Origin of the sequence: Wolbachia endosymbiont of Dirofilaria (Dirofilaria) immitis, from assembly GCF_013365455.1 — a bacterium.
In the GTDB taxonomy this organism is placed as follows: domain Bacteria; phylum Pseudomonadota; class Alphaproteobacteria; order Rickettsiales; family Anaplasmataceae; genus Wolbachia.
Genome location: NZ_CP046578.1, coordinates 468,046 through 490,927, shown reverse-complemented (window position 1 = coordinate 490,927; position 22,882 = coordinate 468,046). Strand labels below are relative to the sequence as shown.

Genomic DNA, 22,882 nt, shown 5'->3' with positions numbered 1-22,882 from the left:
ATGGGTATCATTGAAACAATAGAAGAAAAAATAAGAAACTCAATAGATGTGATTAATATTGATATTATCGATGAGTCTGTAGAGCATGCAGGTCACTATTTTGCTTCATCTTCAGCATTACCTTCACATATTAGGTTGATATTGATATCCAATAGCTTTGTTGGAATGAGCACCTTCAAACGTCATAGATTGATTTATGGGTTACTAAGAAGTGAGATAGAGCTGATACATGCAATTTCTCTTCATTTCTATACGCAAAGTGAATACAGTTCAAAAAATAGGTAATAAAGTGTGAAAGAAGAATCTTTATTGGTGAAAGCAGGGAGAAAATTTAATGATTACAAAGGTTCTATGAATCCGCCAATTTATCATTCTTCTACTATATTATTTCCTACCTATAAGGACTACTTAGATGCAGCAAACGGGAAGAGTATATATGATGTAATCAATGATGGTGTATTAAGGGATTATAGTTATAGTAATGTTGGTACTCCTACCGTTCACTACCTTTCAAGTGCTCTTGCTGAAGTTGAAGGTAGGGGACAAGCATTAATCTACCCTTCTGGACTGTTTGTGCTTACCTTTGTTATTCTAACTTTTGCTAAAGCAGGTTCACATATTTTGGTTCAAGATAATAGTTATTATCGAGTTAGGAGATTTGTTGAAAGTGAACTGCCAAAAAGAGGAGTAAAAGTGACTTTTTATGATCCAACGGAGAGTATAACTAGTTTGATTCGTAGTAATACTGCATTGATAATGATTGAAACTCCAGGTTCTGTGACGTTTGAAATTTCAAATGTAGAACATATAGTAAAAGTTGCTAAGGAGCATGAAATCATAACCGTTTGTGACAATTCATGGGCCACTTCTTTGTTATTTAAACCGCTTGATTATGGAATTGATGTTGCTCTGTATGCGGTTACAAAGTATATAGCTGGTCACTCAGATTTATTGATGGGAGCTGTTATTGCTGAAGGTGAGGTTTTTGAATTACTTTATGAGAGCTACAAGAATTATGGAGTGACTGTTCAGTCGCATGATTGTTATCTTGCACACAGAGGACTCAGGACATTGTATACACGTATAAAAAGGCATCAAAGTACGGCAATGAAGGTAGCAAAATGGCTAGAGGAGCACCCAAAAATTAAAAAGGTTTTATATCCGGCGCTTCATTCTCACCCTCAGCATGAATTGTGGAAAAGTTACTTTAAAGGAGCAAGCAGCGTATTCAGTATAGTACTAGATAGAGAATATTCATATAAAGAGCTCAGTTGTATGGTTGATCATATGAAGATTTTTAGTATTGGTGCTTCTTGGGGAGGGTGTGATAGTTTGATGTTACCGGTAGATCATAAATCTATGCCAAGGTCTGTAATGCGTTCAGATTATGGTGGAAGTTTCGTACGAATATTTTGTGGGTTAGAAGATCCTGAAGATTTAATTTCTGATTTAGATGCAGCACTAGCTAGGTTACCATGTTTAGATCTTTAAGCTGATAAAGTAGAACATGAAATTGAGGGATTTACTTTATAACATTGTTGATGTTACTTTTGATATTGAAATCGAAGGTGTTACCTGTAACCCTAAGAAAGTCAAAGAGGGTTACCTTTTTGTTTGTGTATCAAAAGAAAGTAAGAAGTATGTAGGTGATGTAAAAACTTCAGTAATAATGGCAGATTTTGTAGCATCATGTAACTCTCGGATCTATATTTTTCACCCAAACCCTCAAGAAACATACAGCAAAATAATTAGCAGGTTTTATCAATTTAAGCAGCCTAAATGTGTTGCTGCTGTAACAGGTACGAATGGCAAGACTTCAGTAGTAGAGTTTTGCCGCCAAATCTGGCAAAATGCTGGCTATGATTCAGTGTCTATTGGAACACTTGGAACGTGTATCAATAATAAAAGGGAAGCTAATTATAATAACCTTACCACTCCGGATGCAGATGATTTTTATGCAACATTATGTGATATGAGTAGTAAAAACATAGAGCACTTAGTACTGGAGGCTTCAAGTCATGGGATTGATCAGTACAGAATTCATGGGCTTGGGTTAACTGCTGCAGCTTTTACAAATTTCTCGCAAGATCATTTAGATTATCATAAGGATATTAGTGAATATTTTAGGGCTAAGAAAAGGTTATTTTGTGAGATACTACCAAAAGAAAAAACAGTAATTTTAAATGCAAGTATAGATGAATGCTATGCATTGCTTAAGATAGCTGAAAAACGTGGTAACAAAGTTATAACTTATGGGAAAAAAGGTTCTAATATTACCTTAATAAAGCAAGTACCAGCACAAGATGGTCAATATCTAACAATTAGAGTTGATAATGAAGTTTATGATGTGTTTTTTCCAGTCTTAGGACAATTTCAAGCGTGTAATTTGATGTGTGCAATCGGTATAGCTATCTCGTCTGGGTTGAGTTACAAAAAAATGTGTATAGATAAACTAGTTTCTCCACCAGGAAGGATGGAAAAGGTAAAACCTTTTGTGTTTGTAGATTACGCACATACTCCAAGTGCACTTGAGCAAGTGCTATTGTCTTTAAAATGGCACTTCAGCAAAAGGGTAATCTTAGTTTTTGGTTGTGGTGGTAATCGTGATCAGGCAAAACGCGCAGAAATGGGTAAAATAGCGCAAATGTATGCAGAAAGAGTTATAGTTACAAATGATAATCCTCGTGACGAAAATCCAACAGAAATTCGCCGTGATATTTTGTTACATTGTTCTGGTGCACTAGAGATAGAGGACAGGAAAGAAGCTATAGAAAAAGGTATGGATATTTCCTATAATCAAGATATGGTCCTGCTGATTGCAGGGAAAGGGCATGAAAGATCACAGATTGTAAATGGCCAAACTTTTAAATTCAGTGATGTTGAAGTTGTTAAAAACTGTACTTTACCATATTGATTTTTGCAATGGGCTTACTTCTTGACTCTACCCTCTAAATTTTAATGATCTCATTATTACATACAATAACAAAAAGTTAATCTTACAACCTAAGGTTGTAGCTTTACTAAATTCTAAAAAGCAGCCACAATTAAATAAGCAAATATTTATAAATTGAACTTGGTGTGTAATCAGCAAACAAAAATGTTGTTGGCAACAATACTCTGTAAAATTACAATATGGTATGATCATATGCTCTTTATTGATCTGGTTAATGTAATCAGTAGAGAATTTTGTTCTGCAAAGGATATTTATTATAATATATTGCAATTATTTGGAATTGCAGGATTAGGTGCAATGGTGAGACCGCTCGGCGCATCTGCATTCGGTCATATTGGTGATAGGTATGGAAGGAAAATGGCATTGATGATTGCTATCTTGCTGATAGCAATTCCATCTAGTCTCATTGCGTTTATTCCAAGTTATAGTCAAATAGGTATAACTTCTACTATATTGCTTCTTGCAATTCATGTAACGCAAGGAATTGCGTTCGGTGCTGAACAGGGAGGCAGTTCTGTTTATTTAATAGAGCATTTATCTGATAAGAAAAAGCTAGGGGTATTTTGTGGAATGACAAGTTTAGGTCGCTCTATTGGTATTCTGCTTTCTGTCGTGGTAGTAATCATCTGCAAAAAAAACACTGATTTTAATACTTGGGGTTGGAGATTGCCGTTCACTTTTTCAGCTGTTCTAGGGTTAATTAGTACATATAGTATATATATATTAGAAGAGACTCTGGAGTATGAAAAGAACCAAAAGCAAAGAAGTCTACCAGACTTACCAATAATAGAGCTTGTAAAGCACTATAAAAGAGCTCTTATACTTGCTGTTTTAATATCCGTGCCCGTTAATGTTACTGTTGGATTCACCATATTCCTTCGAACTCTTGCAAAAGAGACAATATCAGTTAAAACGTATGTCACAACATATATCAATGAGATTGTGTTGATTATAACCAGTATACTAATGCCAATATTTGCAATAGTTCTTGGAATGTTAGCTGATAGAATAGGTAAAGAACGCACTGCGATTTTATTTATAGTGATTACAATGGTGCTATGTTGTCCTATATTATTTATTGCCTACTATTATAAAAGTTATCTTATAATTATGCTTAGTATAATGGTTCTTTCTGTAATAGAGAAGGGTATAAGCCCTATAGGGATAGTTGCATCTGAACTTTTTCCCACCACTGTTAGGTTTAGTGGAGTAAGTTTATCACGCAACATCTCTTTTGCTTTTCATGGTGGGTTTACTCCTATGATATGCACTTGGTTTACTATCACATTTCCTCAAGTAAACTTTGCAGCTGGGCTTTATATAGTTTTCTGTTTATTAGTAGGTTTAGTGGCAATATTGCAAATAAAGCCACAAGACAAAAAATGCGATTGGTAAAAGTTCTGGTGTAAACCATATATGTTAAGTTGAGCTTTAAATTGTGAGTCAAAGGATGTGATTGGATTGTTTCTAGAAAATGTTATATTATTATTGTTAATGCTTTTTGAGCTGATTTGTTATGACTTTTTTTTAAGATTCCTAGGTTTAAGATTAAACCTGATGTTCAAAGAAGAGTTTTTCTTGTAAGGAAGCTTAAAAAAAATGTACTCGGTATTACGTTGCTGATGTTCCTCTGGGTAGCTTTTTTATTAAACCTTGGGCTGTGTTTTATTTTTAAGATTATAAAACTGATAAACATGGCTTACAAGGTTTTCAATTTGTATTCATTAGGCTACCTAAGTTTCTTAAAGATAAAGTAGAATAGTTAATAAGCTAGTATGGTGCTGGTGCATCTTTTAAAAAAGATGCAGAGGAGTTGTTAGTAATAATAAAGCAAGTGTATGGTGAATTAGATAAGTTTATTGGAATGAAGAGGACAGTGGTGTATGGGGAAAGGATAATGAGCCTATATAAAGAGGAAGCTGTCCTTAGCAAAGACTTGATGAAGGTAGAAAGGTAACCTATATGAACCAATGTAGAGAAAGGAAAAACTGAAGTAGTAATTAACATTGTTACTATTACTAAGTTAACAGAATCATCTAATAGCGAGATTGAAAATTATAAAATTGAAAGACACTCACCAATTAACTTAACCTAGTGCACTGGAGTGATGAAGAAATTCGATAATAATTAATATGTCTAAACTAAGTTCTTAATTTCTTAAAAAAATCCTTTAACAAAGAAGAGCATTCTGTTTCTAATATCCCGCCATAAACTTCAGGAACATGGCTGCAAAATTGAAATATCCTAACACCGTTTTCGATTCCTCCACCTTTAGGATTATAAGCTCCAAAGTATACTCTTCTAACTCTTGCAAAAGAGATGGCTTGAGCACACATCGGACATGGCTCTAATGTTACATACATATCAACATCGGAGAGTATTGGTGTTGAAAGCAATTTGCATGCTTGTCTGATTACTAATATCTCTGCATGTGCAGTTGGATCATTGTATATGTTATGTGTGGAAGAGACTATGTTGCTTCCACTGACTATTACAGCTCCTATAGGAACTTCATCATTTTTGTGAGCAAGTTTTGCTTGTTCTACTGCAAGCTCCATATATCGATATTTAAACACTTTCTCTGTTGGTCTTCTTTCTTTTAATTTTATTAATTGCTGCTTTAATAAAGGATATAAAAAGAGGGTGAGGGGAAAACGGCTTTGATTGAAATTCTGGATGAAATTGCACACCGATAAACCAAGGATGACTTTCTAGCACTACTGCTTCTATGCATGTTCCATCTTCTGATATACAACTGCATGTCAAACCATTTTTTTCTAAATCATCTTTGTAATCTAAATTAATTATGTATCTGTGCCTATGCCTTTCCAAGATAGTGGTATTACCGTATACATCTGCCATTTTGGAATTTGGGCTTACATTACATTTATATGCTCCAAGTCTCATAGTTCCACCAACATTAATGTTTTTACTACCGGCTAGCTTAATAATCGGGTGCTTACAGGTATAAAATTCTTCAGAGTGTACATCCTCAAGCTTAATGACATTGCGAGCGAATTCAATGACTGCAAGTTGCATGCCAAGGCATATTCCAAGAAATGGGATATTATGCGTGCGGGCATAGCTTATTGCCAATATTTTGCCCTCTACTCCATCATCGCCAAATCCTCCTGGCACGAGGATTGAATGGGAGTTCCTTAGCTTTTTTTCTATGGATTTTTCATTAATAAGTTCTTTGCTTTTCTCTCTTGAGTTAACCCAGTTTATTTTCACTCTAACTTTATTTCTAATTGCACCATGATTTAATGCTTCGACCAGTGATTTATATGCGTCAGGAAATTCGGTATATTTTCCTGCTATAGATACAGTGACTTCCTGTGTTGACTTTTTCATAGAAAGTACTATTTGCTTCCATTCAGTTAAGCTTGGTTGTGGTTTACTTAAATGAAAGTGTTCCAGAATTTGTGTACCAAGTCCATATTGATTATATAAAATTGGTAACTCATATATATGGTTCACGTCAGGAGCAGGTATTACATTAGATAAAGAGACATTACAAAGATTGGCTATTTTCCTTTTTTGATTATCGGAAGTTTTCTTTTCACTACGACATAGTATAATGTCTGGTTGTAACCCCGCAAAATTTAACTCTCGAACTGAATGCTGTGTTGGTTTTGTCTTTAGTTCTTGCGCTGCAGTTAAGTATGGTACTAGGGTCAGGTGAATAAGAATAACTCTTTGTTTCCCGAGCTTGTAGCTGATTTGACGTATAGCTTCTAAAAACGGTTGGCTTTCAATATCACCTACAGTTCCACCTATTTCATATATTATAAAATCTAAACCTTCTGTACCGTTAAAAATAAATGATTTTATCAGATCTGTTACATGAGGAATAACTTGTACAGTTTTACCTAAATAATCACCACGCCTCTCTTTCTTCAATAACTCGTGATATACTTTACCAGTTGTTATATTATCATCTTTGGTTGCTTTCATTCCAGTAAAACGTTCATAATGTCCAAGATCTAAATCAGTTTCTGCACCGTCTTCAGTAACGAACACCTCTCCATGCTGAGTTGGACTCATTGTTCCAGGGTCAATATTTAAATATGGGTCAAGTTTTCTAATACGTACTTTAAAGCCATAAGCTTGAAGAAGCGTACCTACGCTTGAAGCGACTAAGCCCTTACCTAAGGATGAAACTACTCCACCTGTTACAAAGATAAATTTAGCTTCCTTCTTCATTAATCTTCAAAAGGAACGGAAGTAAACTTATTTTCTTGTTTATTTTCTGATATGATTCTTTCTGCAATTGACTTTCTATGTACATTTTTTGAACACAATCCTGATAATAGTAGTGTGTTTGCTATAAATAGGCCAACAACTATAGCAGTTACTTTGCTGAGCAGATTTATGGGAGGTTTCACTGAAATCATCAAATTGAGTCCATGTTGTGAGTTACTAAAACCACTCAACGAGCTACTTCCAGGCGGACGTGAAAGCACTAAGATTACTAGAACGATAACCAATATTATTTGTAATACACTTAATACTGTTATTGACATTATAAGTAAGACTTAAAATAAGAATTTTAGAGGCGTAAAGTATGTAAGTCAAGTTTTTATCGGTATCTTTAAATAATAAAGAAACTTATTGATTATCTTATTTGATAATCTCATTTCTTATTGTAAAATGATGCGCAGCAAGTGATTTATTATAGTGAAGGATTACAAAAGGATGTAGAGAACTCCTAAAAGAAAAAATTATCGTTAGGTAATGAACAACTATTGCTTGGTTACAAAGTCTTAAGCTATGTTTTATGTTCAGTGTGTAGAAGGTAGTTTTATTTGAAAGTGCTATAAAATAGTAATAGAGTCAACGATACATTTATACCTGCTGTCTTTCATATGAAAAAAAGGAGATAAAAAACCTGCTTATAATTAATACCTGAGTTACTTGATTATTAAAAATAAGTATAAGAAGCTTCAATAAAGAAGATTTTTCGTTTTTACCTTATATATAGGTAAAAGTATCGGTCTAATAGCGGAAGACCTCTAAAATGCTGATTCAATATATTGAACTTCTCTTTATGTTGAAATATTAAACAGTACTGTAATGTTTCACAACCATCTAAACAAGAGATGAACAGCCTCTAAGTATCAATATATCTATAAATGTATTTTACATAATTCTCCTTTTTGACGTACTTTTTACCTAAGATGGCTGAGCCAAAAAATGAACAGTTTTTTTTGTATATCAATATATACTATGCTCTTTAATATATGTGGAGGAAATACTAGTCTCAAGTTTGTACTATGAATGTTCAAAAGAAGGTGATGCATGTATATCAATTGGCAAATAGTATTCCAGGTTTCATCAAAAGTCAGATTGTAGGGTTAAGTCTTCTATCCAAATAACCACACACTCTACCTGCTTATTCGGATATACTGCTTGTACTAGGGCTTTATAAGTTAACATCTTTTTTTTTATTTCATTTAACGAAGAAGTAGAAGTATTACGGTGTGATTTGTAATCAATGATAATTGCTTTATCCTGCGTTATGCATAACCTATCCAGTCGTACTAGTACTGGTTTGCCATCAATCATTCCACTTAGCATAATTTCTGATTTACCTTCTAAGTTGAATAGGTAATCATATTTTTCATTAAAGGCTAATATTTTGCTATAGATCTCGTCTTTTTTTTCTCTAGTGTTTATATTATCAAGGTACTTTCTAATCCAATTTTTTCTTCTATCTTTTTCTATCTTAGGTATATATTGCAATATACTGTGGATTATTAGGCCTCTTGTATAACCGTCTGTCATTTCAGCGCTCTTTTCTCCGTATTCTGGGATTACGTGCTGAAATGGAGAAGAGTAAACAGTTGACACTGATTCTTCTTCTTTCTTTTTAGATTCTTGGAATAATGTTGCCAGAGTTGGCGGGAGAGAAATCACTGAAACATCGAAATGATCAAGTTTTTTACAAATATAAGGGTAGTTTGCGTTTACACATAGTACTTTAACTTTTTCTTTAAACATCGGCTGTAACCAAGCTTGTTTCTTTTCATATAGCTCTTGCTGCTTAGTAAGCAGATCATACCAAGAACCTTTTTGTACTGGCTCTTTACCTAAAATATATAATTCATCTTCAGCGCGAGTAAGTGCTACATATAGCAAACGTAAATATTCATTATAGTCCTCCATTTTCCTCTCTCTCTTTACTTGGTCACAATGAATGTTAGTATCCTTTCCACACCAAAATGGTGCTTCCATTATATCAAAAATAATGTTCTCATTGTTTCTTGGTACCGTATTTGTATCAACTAAGAATACTATAGGAGCTTGCAGGCCTTTTGATTTGTGGATTGTCATTATCCGCACAGCATTGCGCTTTAATTGTGTATCATTTTTAATTTCTGGATTATTTTCTTTGATCCATTGAATAAATGCTTGAAGGGATAGGTTTTCAAATTTTAACACAAGGTTTATAAACTCATCTAAGACTTCGAAGTACTCAGTACCAAGTCTTGCAGCAAATTTCTTCTTGCCTGTGTGTATTATATGTGTGAACAATGTAAGAGGTGATTCTATACGAGATAAGTTGATAAGATAGTTTAATTCACTATAGACAATCCAGCAATAATTATGAAGTCTTTCCCATAACGACTGTTCTTTACGATCATATGCAATGCTAAATAAATCATCTTCAGTAAAGTTAAATAGTGGAGATTTTAAAACATTCGCAAGAGCTAAATCATTTGTAGGAAGGAGTAAAAATTCGGCTAAAGCTATTAAATCCTGTATAACTATATAGTCCATAATCTTAAAATAGTCTCGCCCTATAACCGGCACTTTTGCTTTTTTAAGCTCGCTCACTATATAATCAACTAACACATTTCTTTGCCGTACTAAGATCATAATGTCTCTTGGTTCTATATGGCGATCTTTAGCAACTAAGATTCGCCCTTTGCTTAACCAGTTGTGAATTTTTTGAGCTATTGATTGAGCAAGCAGGCGGTCTAACATTATGTAATCTTTTTTATCTGTTAAATGAATTTGTAAAGTCTGCTGTTTTTCTTCTTTGAGGCTTGGTAATAGTGGCCAAATTTCAATATACCCTTGATCATTTTTTCTGTTTGGAGTATGTTTTATTTCACTATCAATAAAGGATATCTCTTTGCAAAAGTTGTTGAATATTTTATCTACAAATGCTAGAATTTCTGGAGCTGAGCGAAATGATTTTTTAAGTTGGCATGATATCCAGTTTCTGTTACCAGTTTTTGTATAGAAGTATTGTTGCATGTGATTAAATAGATAGGGATTTGCCCCTTGAAATCTGTAAATAGATTGTTTTATGTCGCCAACAACAAACAGGGTTCGTTTTTCTTCACCACTGGTAAAGAATTTGTCACAGAGATTTATTATAATTTTCCATTGATCAATGCTATTATCTTGTGCTTCATCAATAAGAATGTGATCTATTTTTTGATCTAAGTTAAACAATACCCAATCTTTATACTCTGGATTACTTAGAAGATTTGTTGCTAAGTCGATTATATCGTTGTAGTCGAGTAATGCATTTTTTGATTTTTCACTGTTATATAAGTCAGTGTACACTTTGAATATGTTAAGTAAGTTGCTAGTTCTCTTGAATATTTTATAGGAGTTAATATCTCTTGTATAAGTAAATACTATATTCTGAATATTCTTTACTATCCATTCTGCATCTTTGAATTTCTCTAAGATGCCTTTTGTTATTATAGATGATATGCTTTTTTTTTCATAAGATTCTGATTTTAAAAATATCTTAGCTAAATTTTCTATTTTGGTATTCCAGTACATTACCTTAAAATCTACATCCTTTTTTTCCTGTATTTTAGTATTAGTTGCTTGGGTGGCAGATGTTTTTGTGCCGCTACACCAATTGGAGAGTATGACACTATAACTTCGCTCTCTTTTACCGCCATTGCTTAATATTTCAGATAACCTTTCTATATACCTAATCGTCTCGTTTGCTAGGTCATGAACTTCATCTGGAACACCAAGTTTATCTTTTATATATTCTAAATCAGTTGCTGGTAATGGCCTTCTTACACATAAAGTGTAAAGTAAATCGCGCAGTTTATTTTCATCAATTTCTGCTGCAATAGAGTCTATACTATCTTGCACGGCTTCGTTGTAAAGCGTTTTTTTGAATGCTATAGAATGTAATTCTTTGCACTCACTCAGCATATAATTTGGAGAGATGCCAGCTTCTATAGGGAAGTTGGAGATTAATTTGTAACAAAAAGCATGTATGGTCTGTATAGTTAAGCCCAAATTTTCCAATTCAGAAAAAAGCCTTCTTGCTCGGATTATATAATGATCAGATACTTTATTTTCTTTGGATTTTAGTATTGGATCCTGGAATGGTGAATGGTGGCACTTAAGTGACAGTAAGGAGAGACCTAATTGCTCTAAAGATGCAATTAATTCACTATTCGAACACATGGCCCACTTACTCAGTATGTTGTGAATGCGACCCTCCATTTCATTTGCTGCAGCATTGGTGAATGTTAAGCAGAGAATATTTCTCTTATTTTCTAATAAAAGTCTTAATACTCTATCTATTAAGATTTTTGTTTTGCCTGCACCAGCAGATGCGTTTACCCACACAGAAAAATTGGGATTTATAATATCTAATCTCATTAGAAGTGTAGAAATTGTATAAAGTTTGACTAAAATGGCATCGTAAAATATACTGTAAAAGTAGTGTTAGTGAAGATATACAAATGAAAAGTTTTTGTGTAAAGGCTCCTGCAAAGATTAATCTTTTCTTGCATATTGTAGAAAAAAAAGAAATAGGATATCATTTAGTTGAAGGCTTATTTGTTTTTGCTAATCTTTCTAATTTCTTGGAGATAAGGGTAGGTGAAAAGGATTTCAAGTATGATAATTCTACAGTTGAATTCATAAATTCTGAGCTCAAGATAAGTAGTAGGTACAATACCGTAATGAGAGCAGTTAACTTACTGCTTAGATATGCTCCTGTACGTACTAAGGTTGTTATAAAAGTTGTAAAAAATGTGCCAACTGCTGCGGGTCTAGGGAGCGGTTCTTCAGATGCTGGAGCTGTGATACGTACGCTAGGGAAATTGTGGCGGATTGACAGGTCAATTTTAAATGAAATAGCTATAAGCGTTGGTGCTGATGTTCCCGCAAGTATAGATAATAAGCCAGTTTTGGTTAGAGGTATTGGTGAAGAGTTGTATCCCATAAAAAAATTTTCTTTGCCTAGAAATGTGGTGCTTGTGAAACCAAAAAAAAGATTTTTGAGTACGCCAGAAGTATTTTCAAAATATAAGGGAGATTTTTCTGAACCAATTAAATGGAACGATGATGTTGAAAAAGATATATTGGAACTTCTTAAAGAAACTAGAAATGACCTTCAAGAAATAGCGGTAAGTCTTGTACCTGAGATCAAGGATGTGATATTAGCATTGGAGTCACAAAAAGGTTCTGTGCTATCTCGAATGTCAGGCAGTGGAGTAGCATGTTTTGGAGTATTTGATAGTGAAAAAAATGCGAAAACTGCTGCAGTGAATATCAGGGAAAAGCAGCCAGAATGGTGGGTATGCGGCACTCAGTTAATAGTTTGATTTATAAATGTAATCCCTTTAATTCTCAGAGTAAAAACTTTATGAATAATTATGAAGTAGGAAAGTTATTAGTAAATAATCAAGAATATTGTAGCTTGATTATAGTTTTTCCTAAAAAGGTGATTGAGCTTAAAGAGAGTGGTGTAAATAGCAGAGGACATTTTGTATCTTTTTTAATAAAGGAAGTAAAGGTTTTATTAATAGGCACTGGTAAAATATGTAAGATGACGAATACTTTAGTTAAAGCTTACCTTATAGAACAAAAAGGCTTAAATTTAGAGTTTATGACAACTGGTATAGCAGGCAGAGAACGTAATATTCTGGTATCTGAAGCAGACTTATTGTTACTTGCCTCAAAGGTAATGTAGTATGTTTGAAATATTTACGCAAGGCTTTTTTATTAATAGTCTAACTGCAATAGTTATAATTAGCCTAGTAACAGGTACGTTAGGGTCGTTTATGATATGGCAAAGATTATCGTACTTGGGTGATAGCTTATCACATTCTTCGTTACTTGGTGTTGCACTGGCTTTAATCTTTAGGATCAGTCCATCAATTAGCATAATGCTTATAGCAATTGTTTTTGCAATAATGCTTTCCCTTAATTTTAATAGATTATACTCTGTTGATGCGATATTAAATATCGTTACTAATGTAGTTTTATCATCAAGTTTAATATTGATGTCCTTTCTCCCGTCGAGCAATAGTAGCATTATTAGTTCATTGTTTGGTGATATATTAACATTGGAACAGAATGATATAGTATTAATTTTCCTAATCTCAGCAGTAGTTACTCTGATATTAGCGTTTAGATGGCGTTACTGGCTAATGATTTCGATCAATCAAGATTTGGCAATAGTTGAGAAAGTAAACGTGAGTTTGGTTAGGCTAGAATTCTTGATTACTCTTGCTATATTTATAGCAGTGTCTGCCCAATTAATAGGAATATTGCTCGTTGCTGCATTTTTATTGATACCAGCTTCGTCTGCAAGGCTTATCTCAAAAACTCCAGTACAGATGGTTGTTGTTGCAACAGGTTTTTCTGTGATTTCTGGAATATCAGGTTTGATGTTATCTGTAAGTTTTGATTTATTAACAGGACCTACAATTATACTTGTTGCAGCTACATACTTAATTATTGCTTATTTTGTGAGGTTAGTATTAAATAAATTCGCTTAATTCCGTTTTAGTTTATTAATAGCTTGCTTATAGCTGTATTATTATGGTTGCTTTGAGTAAGTAATATAATCGAAAAAGGGTATTTTTTTTAAATACATATCTAAGTGCAAGAAAGTTCAGAGTTCTTAAACATTCTTATGCTTAAGTGAAAATTATATTATATAAAGGATATGAGGATTACGCCATTTAAGATCAAAAAATTTCTAGAGAAACCTGATACTTTGAGGGGTGTATTAATTTATGGAAGTGATAATAGCAAAGTGGATTTTTTCGTGCGAGAAGTAATTGCTGGTTTAAGTGAATATTCAGTTCAAGTGATGGACTTTACAATCGTGGATAAATCTCCTGGTTTATTGTTTTCTGAGCTGGCAAATATTTCGATGTTTGCTAACAAGAAATTAATTAAGCTGACAAATGTAAGTGGGAGTATATCTAAAGAGTTAAAAAACGTGTTGGACCGTAATACAGGTAGTCATTATATAGTGATGGTAGCAAGTGATCTTCCATGTCATTCTATAACCAAAAGTTATATGGAAAGCTCAAAAATTTTTGGTGTCATTGCTTGCTATAGGTATAGCAATAGTAACCCTTGCGATATAATATCAGATTACTTAGACCGAAATGGTATAAAATACACAAATGAAGTGATCTATCATCTGCAATCTTACCTTAATTGTAGCAAGTTGTCTATATATTCAGAGCTTGAGAAATTAGTTTTATATCTAGGAAAAAGAAAAGATCTTGACTATACTGATATAGAGCTGTGCCTTTCAACTTCTAGTAATGATTATGTTACACTTGATAGCCTGTGCTCTGCTATAGTAAATAAAGATATGGAGCGATTCATTAAAGTTTCTGATATATTAATACTACAAGAAAATTTTTCACCGATAGCACTAATTCGTATTATATTAAATTATTTCTTACATCTTGAGAACGTTTTACTGTTAATCCAGGGTGGAATGAGTGAACAAACCGCAATTGACCAGCTGAGTCCTCCAATGTTCTTTAAGCAATTAAAAAGTTTTAAATCTCATCTAAAAGTTTTTCAACTTTCAGACCTCAAGAAGGTTATAGAAGAGCTAATAAGCTTAGAAATTACCTGTAAAACAGCTGATTTAGATCATAGAATGATTTTTCAACATACCCTGCAAATGGCTGGTGTTGTGTCCTAATTTTTCTTATAATTTTACTGGATATAGTTAGGCAAAAGTATAGATATGTTTGATGTTTTGGAGATTGTAATAACAACGACATACTAAAATTTAACTGCTGAAGTGATAGGTTTAAGAAAGCATGCATCTAATCTTACAAAGAATAATCATATATTTAACAACGAAAAAAAAGCAGAGTAACTTGGCATGCAGCTTAATAAGATATATACTCATTTTGAGTTGTGAGTAGGTCTGAGTTATAGCTTACAAGAATGACAAAATTTTAAAAAAGGTCTAATGTTAATATAAAAAGCTTTATGAAGATCAGAGTTGGAGTGATAGGCTGCTTAGGCAGGATGGGCAAAAAAATACTTAGTGAATTGATTACAGATACTAAAGTAGAGATAGCAGGTGCTGTTACCCGTTCTGGTAGTAAATACATAGGTTCAGATATTGGACCAATTATAGGCCACGGTTCTATTTTAGGAATCAAAATTACAAGTTCCATTAGTGATATATTTGAGTTATCCGATGTTATAATAGATTTTACAACTGAAGAGTGTATGTTAGCTTGTCTCAAGGCAGCTGTAAAATTTAGAAAGCCGATGGTAAGTGGAACAACTGGAGTAGAAAATGTTAATTTAAAAGAGTACGCTGCTGAGATTCCGATATTGTGGTCAGCAAATATGAGTGTTGGGGTTAATGTGTTGCTGAAATTGGTAAAAAAGGCTGCTGAGCTTTTGGGTAATAAATACGACGCTGAGATTTGGGAAATGCATCATAGCTTAAAAAAAGGTTCGCCATCTGGAACAGCCATAGAGCTTGGAAGAGCAATTGCTCACGCTTCAAAAAGGGATTTCAAGTTCAATCAATATTTACTAAATAGTTCAAATGTAAGAGAAAAAGGTGAAATAGGTTTTGCAGTGTCTCGTGGAGGTGGGGTAATAGGGGATCATAGCGTAATGTTTGTTAATTCTGATGAACGGGTAGAGTTAAATCACAAAGCAATTGATCGCACAGCGTTTGCTAGAGGTGCTATTCAAGCAGCAATATGGCTATACGAGAACAAGAGAGAAACTCCAGGTCTCTATTCGATGCAGAGTGTAATATGAGTGACACATGTGCTTCTGTGAAAAATTTAAATCTTTGGTATAGCTCTAAACAAGTTTTGTTCGATATAAATTTGGATATTCGTAAAAGAGAAGTTACTACTTTTATTGGGCCATCTGGGTGCGGTAAATCGACGTTTTTACGTTGTTTTAACCGTATGAATGATTATGTACCAGGATGTAAAGTTATTGGTGAATTGATTATCGATGGACTAGGTAATATATATTCACGTGATATGGATGTTGTATTGCTTAGAGCAAAAGTCGGCATGGTATTTCAAAAACCAAATCCTTTTCCAAAGTCAATATATGATAATGTTGCTTATGGGCCTAAATTACATGGTATGGTAAAAAATAAAGGGAAATTAGATGAAATAGTAGAAAATAGTTTAACCAAGGTTAGTTTATGGGAAGAGCTGAAAGATAGATTGCGAGACAGTGCATTAGCCTTATCTGGCGGTCAACAACAAAGGCTGTGCATTGCTCGCGCAATTGCAGTAAGACCAACTATTTTATTGATGGATGAACCGTGCTCTGCGCTTGATCCAATGGCAACTAATGCGATCGAAAATCTTATACAAGAGTTAAAGTTAAGATTCACCATAATTATGATAACTCATTCAATGAAGCAGGCTAAAAAGTTATCTGATAGCGTAATTTTCTTTCATAATGGAAAAATTATTGAATCTGGGAGCGTCAGAGAAATATTCGAAAATGCTAGCTCATCCTTAACAAAAGAGTATATTTTAGATCATTGAATTCCTAGCTATACGTAAGGGTTTTACACGCAATAATTCCTTTAGCGATAACACGGCTTTCATGATCAATATTTATTATATCAGGTAGTGAACTGATATTGATATAATTATCAAAATTTTCTATTGTTGATTCTACCACTTTTACTATCCCTAAAAAACCAATGCGTGATTTCAAAAATTCATTCACGGCTACTTCATTTGCAGCATTGAGCACAATACTATTTATGTGTGGCAAAGAAGAATTTAGCACTTCCATGCTAAGCTTTAGTGCAGGAAAGCGCTTGTAGTCAGGCTCTTGGAAGGTCAATTTTTTTTGCTTTGTTAAATCTAATTTATAACTTAAAGCTGACCTTTCTGGCCAAGATAAAGCGTATGAAATAGGAACTGTCATATCAGCTTCCGCAAGTACAGCAAAGTTGAAACCATCTTTATAAACTACAACTCCATGTATTATCGATTCAGGATGTACTACTGCTTCAACTTTATTCGGACTGATGTTAAATAAGCTGTGTGCCTCTATTATTTCTAGAGCTTTATTCATCATCGTAGCACTGTCAATTGAAATTTTCTTTCCCATGTTCCAAATAGGATGATTTAATGCTTGATCTACTATAACGTTTCTTAATTGTTCAAGACTATGGTTTAAAAATGGTCCGCCAGAAGCAGTAAGTATAATCTTTTCTACACATTTATCATCATTTTGTAAAACTTGAAAAATCGCATTGTGTTCAGAGTCGATAGGAATTATCTGTACATTTTTTTCCTTAGCTTTCTTAAGTAGTAATTTCCCACCGCAAACAATACTTTCTTTGTTCGCTAGTGCAATGACCTTAGTGCCACTTTCTATTATGTGCATAACTGGCTCAAGGCCTGCAATGCCAGCTATTGCAACAACTGAGAGATCAATAGGCAAAGAAGCAACATTTGCTAGACCTTCGGCACCAACTTCTACTTTAATACCTGTACCAAGTAAACATTCTTTTAAATCTTTGTAAAACCTTTCATTAGAAATGGCAACATATTTTGCACTTAGTGATTTTGCTTGATGCGCTAGTAAAGCAAAGTTCGAGTGGGTGCTTAGTACTTCTACTTGATATTTTCTTCTTTTCTTTAATAGTAGATCTACAGTTTTTTTTCCAATGCTTCCTGTTGATCCTAAAATTGAAACCCTTTTCACTAAAATGAACTCGTGTTAATTATGATAAGTTGAAGAAAAATGTTGCTTACCTCGACTGTTATTTAACGCTTTTTAAGCATCGAGCTCATGTTCATAGTCATCACCAACAAAAGGTGAAGGGCTAGGTGAAAAAGATGGATCACAGTGATTGCCTAAATTATATATGTCATGTAGGCTTTCGCCATGAACTATTTCATTACTAAAATTAGGGTAATCACCTGGGTAAGGGAGACATTTATCACTATAACCTATATCCATTCCCTCCAATGTTATACTTTCACTGTCTCTATTTTCACCTGAAAAGTGTTCTGCAAGATCTTCAAGAAATTTTATGCCAAACATGTTACCTGATTTTCCAAACAACGTTACCAGACTACTACCATTTACTAAACCTTCAAACACATTACTGTAGGAAGTAATTGCCCCTTCGTGAAAGCTAAACAGCCACTTCATTCCATCTACAATTGTTGCAACAGAGTCACTGTAGCCAAGACCAAAACCACTCTTTCCTTCTTGATGTTCTTGATGTTGTTGTTGAGCTTGCCACTCTGCGATATTTGGACCTTGAGCTTCACCACTCATAAGTTTTTACTTTAAATCCTTGAATGCTATATATTCTACTATAAATATTGAAAAGTGTCAATAAGGCTCTTTAATAATTGTTTCCTGGAAAAGGTTAGCGAAATGGTTTCACGATGACTGCAATAATTATAATTATTATTAGTACTGTAACTGCTTCGTTTAGGATACGGAAATAAATGTGAGCTTTTTTATTTGAACCCATTGCAAAATTTTTTCTATGTTTTGCAAGTAGTATGTGAATAATAATCATAAAGAATGATGCTAATGCTTTTACATGAAACCATCCTTCATAGTATGCCTCCCTTATAGTCATTAATATGATACCAAAACCAAGCGAAAAGAGCATTGCAGGGTTCACAATATATTTAAGTAGCCTCTTTTCCATTATTTGAAGTAAGGTATCGCTTTCCGATCCTAGCTTTACAGTTGTGTGATAGACATAAAGCCTAGGTAAGTAAAGCATTCCTGCCATCCACATAATGACAGAGATAACGTGAAAGGCTTCAAACCAGCGATAATAATCCATTATAAAACGTTAAAAATTTCTGATATTATTTGAGTTTAATGAAAGAGAAATTAATATGAAAGCAAAAAATCTTACTAAAGAACAGGTGATTGGGTTCTACAGAAAAATGTTACTAGTGCGTAGATTTGAAGAAAAAGCAGGACAATTATATGGAATGGGATTAATAGGTGGGTTTTGTCATTTATCAATAGGACAGGAGGCAGTTGTAGTTGGAACTCATGCTGCATCAAAACCTGGTGACGCTTTTATTACAAGTTATAGAGACCACGGTTTAATGCTCGCATGTGATTCTGATCCAAATATTGTAATGGCAGAACTAAATGGTAAAGAAACAGGGTGCTCAAAAGGTAAAGGTGGTTCAATGCATATATTTGATATTGAAAGGAAATTCTTTGGTGGGCATGGAATAGTAGGTGCGCAAGTTCCAATTGGTACAGGAATAGCTTTTGCTAATAAATACAAGAAAAAAAACAATGTGGTATTTACGTATTTTGGTGATGGTGCTGCGAATCAGGGGCAAGTATATGAATCATTTAATATGGCATCTTTGTGGCAATTGCCAGTGATTTATATTATAGAGAATAACGGATATGCAATGGGAACTTCTGTTCAGAGATCAACATTAGTAACTGAGCTATATAAAAGAGGAGAAGGTTTTGGTATTCCTGGGAAGCAGGTTGACGGAATGGATTGCTTTTCTGTTTATGAGGCAACAGGCGAAGCAGCTGAGTATGTACGCAGCGGAAAAGGGCCAATTCTGCTTGAAATGAAGACGTATCGGTATCGTGGCCATTCAATGTCAGATCCTGCTACTTATCGGTCAAAAGAGAAAGTTGAAGATATAAAGCAAAATCGTGACCCTATAAGTACTTTAAAGAAATATATGATAAGTAGCAAGGTTGCTTCAGAGGAAGAGTGTAAGACAATAGATAAGGAAATACATGATCTAGTGAAAAAATCGGAGGATTTTGCTAAAAGTAGTAGAGAACCAAGCATTGATAAGTTGTATACTGATGTTTATAAATCTGTTGACTGCTAGCTGTGAGTCAAAACGACTCAAAAAAATTGTTGATGCACTTTAAAGATTTTAAAACCTGAAATTTATCTTTTTCTACAGGTTTTTTCATTAATGTGTAGATGCATGTGTATGCTTAACTTCTGTTGTATGTTTACTGTATTTTTTGTAGGTCTTATTTATTAGGCATTTATTATGTTTTATATTTTGATATAATAAACTTGAACATTTCAGCGCATACTTAAAAAGTAATAGTTATATCTCTAGCTTAGATTACAATATAGATGTGTTTATATTTTACCTTTTGAGAGGCAAAATTGCCTACAGGCACCACTAAGTAATAGGGTTTAACGCCTCAATGGACTTTTTAAAGTGTTTAGGAGGAAGGGCAATGATAGTAATTTTTTTGTTACTTGGTAACTTAAAAGATAAAGAATACGAGTGGAGATGAATTCTATTTACTATTCCATCAATAAAAGCTTTTTTACCACCATATTTACCATCACCGAGAATAGGACAATTTATATAAGCCAGATGTGCTCTTAATTGATGTGTCCTGCCAGTAATTGGTTGCAGTTTTACATAAGCAACATTTTGTCCTAATCTCGCTATGATTGAGAAACGCGTAGTGGCATTTTGAGGTGAATCTTCGTCAACGACTACTTTTTCTTGACCTGAAATATATTTTTTTACTAATGGATGATCTATTGTTCCTCTATTCTTGCTTGGTATGCCGGAGGTTAATGCTAAGTAGGTTTTCTTTACTCTTCGCCCTTTAAATTCCTCTGTAAGGTATCTTGCAACATTAGCATTACGTGCAAATATTATCACTCCGCTTGTATCTCTATCTAGCCTGTGAACAATCTTAAATATTTTTCCTTCCCTGATTCGGTCAAGCAAATCATTAATGCTGACTTTTACCTTTATGCCGCCTTGAACAATTACTCCTGTAGGTTTATTTATAGCTAGTATATATTCATCTTCGTATAATACATTATCTTTCAGTATATTAACTAATTCTTGGTCATATTTACGGTTAGAATTGGTATTTTCAATATAATCTAAGCATTTTATTGTTATAGTTTGTCCAAAATGCACTCTATCGCTTGACTTTGCTTTACAATTATCAACCTTAATTAACCTTTTCCTTAGAGATTTCTCGATTGTAGATTGTTTCAGATATGGAAAAGTTCTTCTTATATATCTATCCAGCCTAATGTTATTATCTTCTATTGGTATAGTTGTAATACTTTGAGACATTTCATTATTTATAATAGATATTGTAACTTGTTAAAATTGGTTATGAGGACAATAATTTTCCTAAACCTCAGTGCTCTGCTACAAAAACTCTATTGCCAAAAGGATTCATAGCCTTTTGCACTATTTAATTAAATAAATTAAGTATAAAAGCTCAAAACTCTATTGTCAACTTTCTGTAGAACTAGTGAAACTAGACTTGCTTAAAATTATTTAATTAGTTATAGTTTGAACTTTTAATTATAATAAAATGATTGCTTTTATTCCTCTATTTATTTTCTTAGTTTTACATCTTGGAAGCGGCACTTATTTTTTCTTCACCGGAATTGATAATCCACTTCGTCAAATTTCTCCGGTAGTTTGCTTATTGCCAGCACTATTTTTTGCCATCTCGCGTAGAACAGATAAAATGCAACATAACATCGATACTGTCATCGAAGGTATGGGTAACAAGAATACCCTTACTATGTGCTTAATTTTCCTGTTTTCTGGAGCATTTTCTTCTGTTAGTCAATCAATTGATAGTGCAAATACTGTTGCTAATCTGATTCTCAATTTTCTTCCAGCGAGGTTATTGTTACCTGGAGTATTCTTGGCTTCTGCTTTTATTTCAACTGCAATTGGTACATCTATGGGAGTTGTTGCACTGATGGTACCAATTGCTGTTGACTTAGCAAAGAATGGAGCTTTTGATCTTGAGATAGGAACTGCAACTGTAGTTGGGGGCGCCGTATTTGGTGATAACCTTTCAATGATATCTGATACCACTATTGCATCTGTTTCCTCACAAAACGCTACAATAAAAGATAAACTTCAGGCAAATTCTAAAGTAGCGTTTATTGCCAGCATTATAACACTTATCTATTTAGTAATTACTGTAGATAGTGCGAGAATTATCACTATATCAAACTTAGATTATTTATCAATAATAAAGGTTATTCCTTATATTTCTTTAATAATTATGGCCCTATTTGAAGTTACTACGCTGGTAACAATAACTGTAAACATAATTATTGCTGGTATTCTAGGAATAGCTTTTTTTGACTATTCTATTATTCAATTCTCTCATGACATATATAGGGGGTTTAAAAAAGTAAACGAAATAGTAATGTTTGCCTTATTTATTGGTGGATTGAGCAATATAATGTACAAACAAGGTCAAAAAACATTATATAAACTTATTGATGGAAGTAGTATCACAAAAACTAGAGCTGAATTTGTAATAGCAGGAATAGCATCTATGTTTACTATTCTAGTTGCTAATAATACTATTGCTATTTTGCTAAGTGGCAGCATTGCAAAAAGGCTTGCAAAAAAGCATGATATTGCACCATACCGTAGTGCATACTTACTAGATGTTTTTGCTTGTGCTACAAAAGGTATTTTACCTTACGGCTCCCAATTATTGCTAGCTGGTAGCATAGCCTCTGTATCACCTATTTTTTTGTCAACACGGGTGCATTATTGCTTTATTTTAGCAGCAGTAACAGTAGGGGAAATAATCATCAACAGCAGGAAAGAGAAGGGTTATGCTACTGTAATTTAATGTGTAGGAAAGCTCGCGGTCTTT

21 protein-coding genes are annotated in these 22,882 nt (G+C 33.6%); 13 read left to right on the top strand and 8 right to left on the bottom strand.

The window, feature by feature from the left end; all coding sequences use genetic code 11:
* The 5 genes from GOY12_RS01935 (at position 1) to GOY12_RS01915 (ending at position 4,910) form a co-directional block, all read left to right on the top strand.
* The gene (locus GOY12_RS01935; protein ID WP_175818392.1) at positions 1-285 is read left to right on the top strand and encodes a BolA family protein; all 285 of its coding nucleotides are present in this window, start codon (positions 1-3) and stop codon (positions 283-285) included.
* Between the two features lie 6 nt (positions 286-291).
* The gene (gene metC, locus GOY12_RS01930; RefSeq protein ID WP_175818391.1) at positions 292-1,491 is read left to right on the top strand and encodes a cystathionine beta-lyase; all 1,200 of its coding nucleotides are present in this window, start codon (positions 292-294) and stop codon (positions 1,489-1,491) included.
* Positions 1,492-1,507: 16 nt separating this feature from the next.
* Positions 1,508-2,914, top strand: a complete 1,407-nt coding sequence (locus GOY12_RS01925) for a UDP-N-acetylmuramoyl-L-alanyl-D-glutamate--2,6-diaminopimelate ligase (RefSeq protein ID WP_175818390.1) — start codon at positions 1,508-1,510, stop codon at positions 2,912-2,914.
* Positions 2,915-3,097: 183 nt separating this feature from the next.
* Complete coding sequence (locus GOY12_RS01920) at positions 3,098-4,348, top strand: MFS transporter (protein ID WP_246214345.1); 1,251 nt, start codon at positions 3,098-3,100, stop codon at positions 4,346-4,348.
* Positions 4,349-4,766: 418 nt separating this feature from the next.
* Positions 4,767-4,910: a hypothetical protein gene (locus GOY12_RS01915; RefSeq protein ID WP_175818388.1), complete on the top strand. Its 144-nt coding sequence runs from the start codon at positions 4,767-4,769 to the stop codon at positions 4,908-4,910.
* A 184-nt stretch (positions 4,911-5,094) separates the two neighbouring features.
* On the opposite strand, the gene GOY12_RS01910 is transcribed toward GOY12_RS01915, so the two are convergent.
* The 4 genes from GOY12_RS01910 to GOY12_RS01895 all read right to left on the bottom strand — a co-directional run bounded on the left by GOY12_RS01910 (position 5,095) and on the right by GOY12_RS01895 (position 11,605).
* Entirely contained in the window at positions 5,095-5,511 is a 417-nt protein-coding gene (locus GOY12_RS01910) for a nucleoside deaminase (RefSeq protein ID WP_175818387.1), read from the bottom strand.
* A gap of 10 nt (positions 5,512-5,521) precedes the next feature.
* A complete protein-coding gene (locus tag GOY12_RS01905; protein WP_175818386.1) occupies positions 5,522-7,159 on the bottom strand; it encodes a CTP synthase in 1,638 nt (545 codons plus the stop codon).
* Positions 7,159-7,479, bottom strand: coding sequence for a preprotein translocase subunit SecG (gene secG / locus GOY12_RS01900; RefSeq protein ID WP_175818385.1), 321 nt, complete (start codon positions 7,477-7,479; stop codon positions 7,159-7,161). The genes GOY12_RS01905 and secG overlap by 1 nt, the downstream gene beginning before the upstream one ends.
* An 811-nt stretch (positions 7,480-8,290) precedes the next feature.
* Positions 8,291-11,605, bottom strand: a complete 3,315-nt coding sequence (locus tag GOY12_RS01895; protein ID WP_175818384.1) for a UvrD-helicase domain-containing protein — start codon at positions 11,603-11,605, stop codon at positions 8,291-8,293.
* 83 nt (positions 11,606-11,688) lie between these two features.
* Between GOY12_RS01895 and GOY12_RS01890 the strand changes: the two genes are divergently transcribed.
* The 6 genes from GOY12_RS01890 (at position 11,689) to pstB (ending at position 16,755) form a co-directional block, all read left to right on the top strand.
* Positions 11,689-12,555 carry a 4-(cytidine 5'-diphospho)-2-C-methyl-D-erythritol kinase gene (locus tag GOY12_RS01890; RefSeq protein ID WP_175818383.1) on the top strand — a complete coding sequence of 289 codons (867 nt, stop codon included), beginning with the start codon at positions 11,689-11,691 and terminating at the stop codon, positions 12,553-12,555.
* Positions 12,556-12,596: 41 nt separating this feature from the next.
* Positions 12,597-12,923 (top strand): MTH938/NDUFAF3 family protein, encoded by a 327-nt coding sequence (locus GOY12_RS01885; RefSeq protein ID WP_246214343.1) that lies wholly within the window; start codon positions 12,597-12,599, stop codon positions 12,921-12,923.
* Position 12,924: 1 nt separating this feature from the next.
* Positions 12,925-13,734 (top strand): metal ABC transporter permease, encoded by an 810-nt coding sequence (locus GOY12_RS01880; RefSeq protein ID WP_175818381.1) that lies wholly within the window; start codon positions 12,925-12,927, stop codon positions 13,732-13,734.
* Between the two features lie 170 nt (positions 13,735-13,904).
* A complete protein-coding gene (gene holA / locus GOY12_RS01875; protein ID WP_175818380.1) occupies positions 13,905-14,909 on the top strand; it encodes a DNA polymerase III subunit delta in 1,005 nt (334 codons plus the stop codon).
* 296 nt (positions 14,910-15,205) lie between these two features.
* Positions 15,206-16,000, top strand: a complete 795-nt coding sequence (gene dapB / locus GOY12_RS01870) for a 4-hydroxy-tetrahydrodipicolinate reductase (protein WP_175818379.1) — start codon at positions 15,206-15,208, stop codon at positions 15,998-16,000.
* The gene (gene pstB / locus GOY12_RS01865) at positions 15,997-16,755 is read left to right on the top strand and encodes a phosphate ABC transporter ATP-binding protein PstB (protein ID WP_175818705.1); all 759 of its coding nucleotides are present in this window, start codon (positions 15,997-15,999) and stop codon (positions 16,753-16,755) included. Before dapB ends, pstB begins: the two co-directional genes overlap by 4 nt.
* 4 nt (positions 16,756-16,759) lie before the next feature.
* On the opposite strand, the gene dxr is transcribed toward pstB, so the two are convergent.
* The 3 genes from dxr to hemJ all read right to left on the bottom strand — a co-directional run bounded on the left by dxr (position 16,760) and on the right by hemJ (position 19,040).
* Positions 16,760-17,932 (bottom strand): 1-deoxy-D-xylulose-5-phosphate reductoisomerase, encoded by a 1,173-nt coding sequence (gene dxr / locus GOY12_RS01860; RefSeq protein WP_175818378.1) that lies wholly within the window; start codon positions 17,930-17,932, stop codon positions 16,760-16,762.
* Positions 17,933-18,004: 72 nt separating this feature from the next.
* Positions 18,005-18,514: a hypothetical protein gene (locus GOY12_RS01855; RefSeq protein ID WP_175818377.1), complete on the bottom strand. Its 510-nt coding sequence runs from the start codon at positions 18,512-18,514 to the stop codon at positions 18,005-18,007.
* A gap of 94 nt (positions 18,515-18,608) precedes the next feature.
* On the bottom strand, positions 18,609-19,040 hold the full coding sequence (gene hemJ, locus GOY12_RS01850) for a protoporphyrinogen oxidase HemJ (RefSeq protein ID WP_175818376.1): 432 nt from the start codon (positions 19,038-19,040) through the stop codon (positions 18,609-18,611).
* Between the two features lie 55 nt (positions 19,041-19,095).
* On the opposite strand from hemJ, the gene pdhA reads away from it, so the two are divergent.
* Positions 19,096-20,079: a pyruvate dehydrogenase (acetyl-transferring) E1 component subunit alpha gene (pdhA, locus tag GOY12_RS01845; protein WP_175818375.1), complete on the top strand. Its 984-nt coding sequence runs from the start codon at positions 19,096-19,098 to the stop codon at positions 20,077-20,079.
* A 309-nt stretch (positions 20,080-20,388) separates the two neighbouring features.
* Here pdhA and GOY12_RS01840 read toward each other — a convergent pair whose 3' ends face one another.
* The gene (locus GOY12_RS01840) at positions 20,389-21,315 is read right to left on the bottom strand and encodes an RluA family pseudouridine synthase (protein ID WP_175818374.1); all 927 of its coding nucleotides are present in this window, start codon (positions 21,313-21,315) and stop codon (positions 20,389-20,391) included.
* Positions 21,316-21,562: 247 nt separating this feature from the next.
* On the opposite strand from GOY12_RS01840, the gene GOY12_RS01835 reads away from it, so the two are divergent.
* Complete coding sequence (locus GOY12_RS01835) at positions 21,563-22,858, top strand: Na+/H+ antiporter NhaC family protein (RefSeq protein ID WP_175818373.1); 1,296 nt, start codon at positions 21,563-21,565, stop codon at positions 22,856-22,858.
* Positions 22,859-22,882 lie beyond the last annotated feature (24 nt).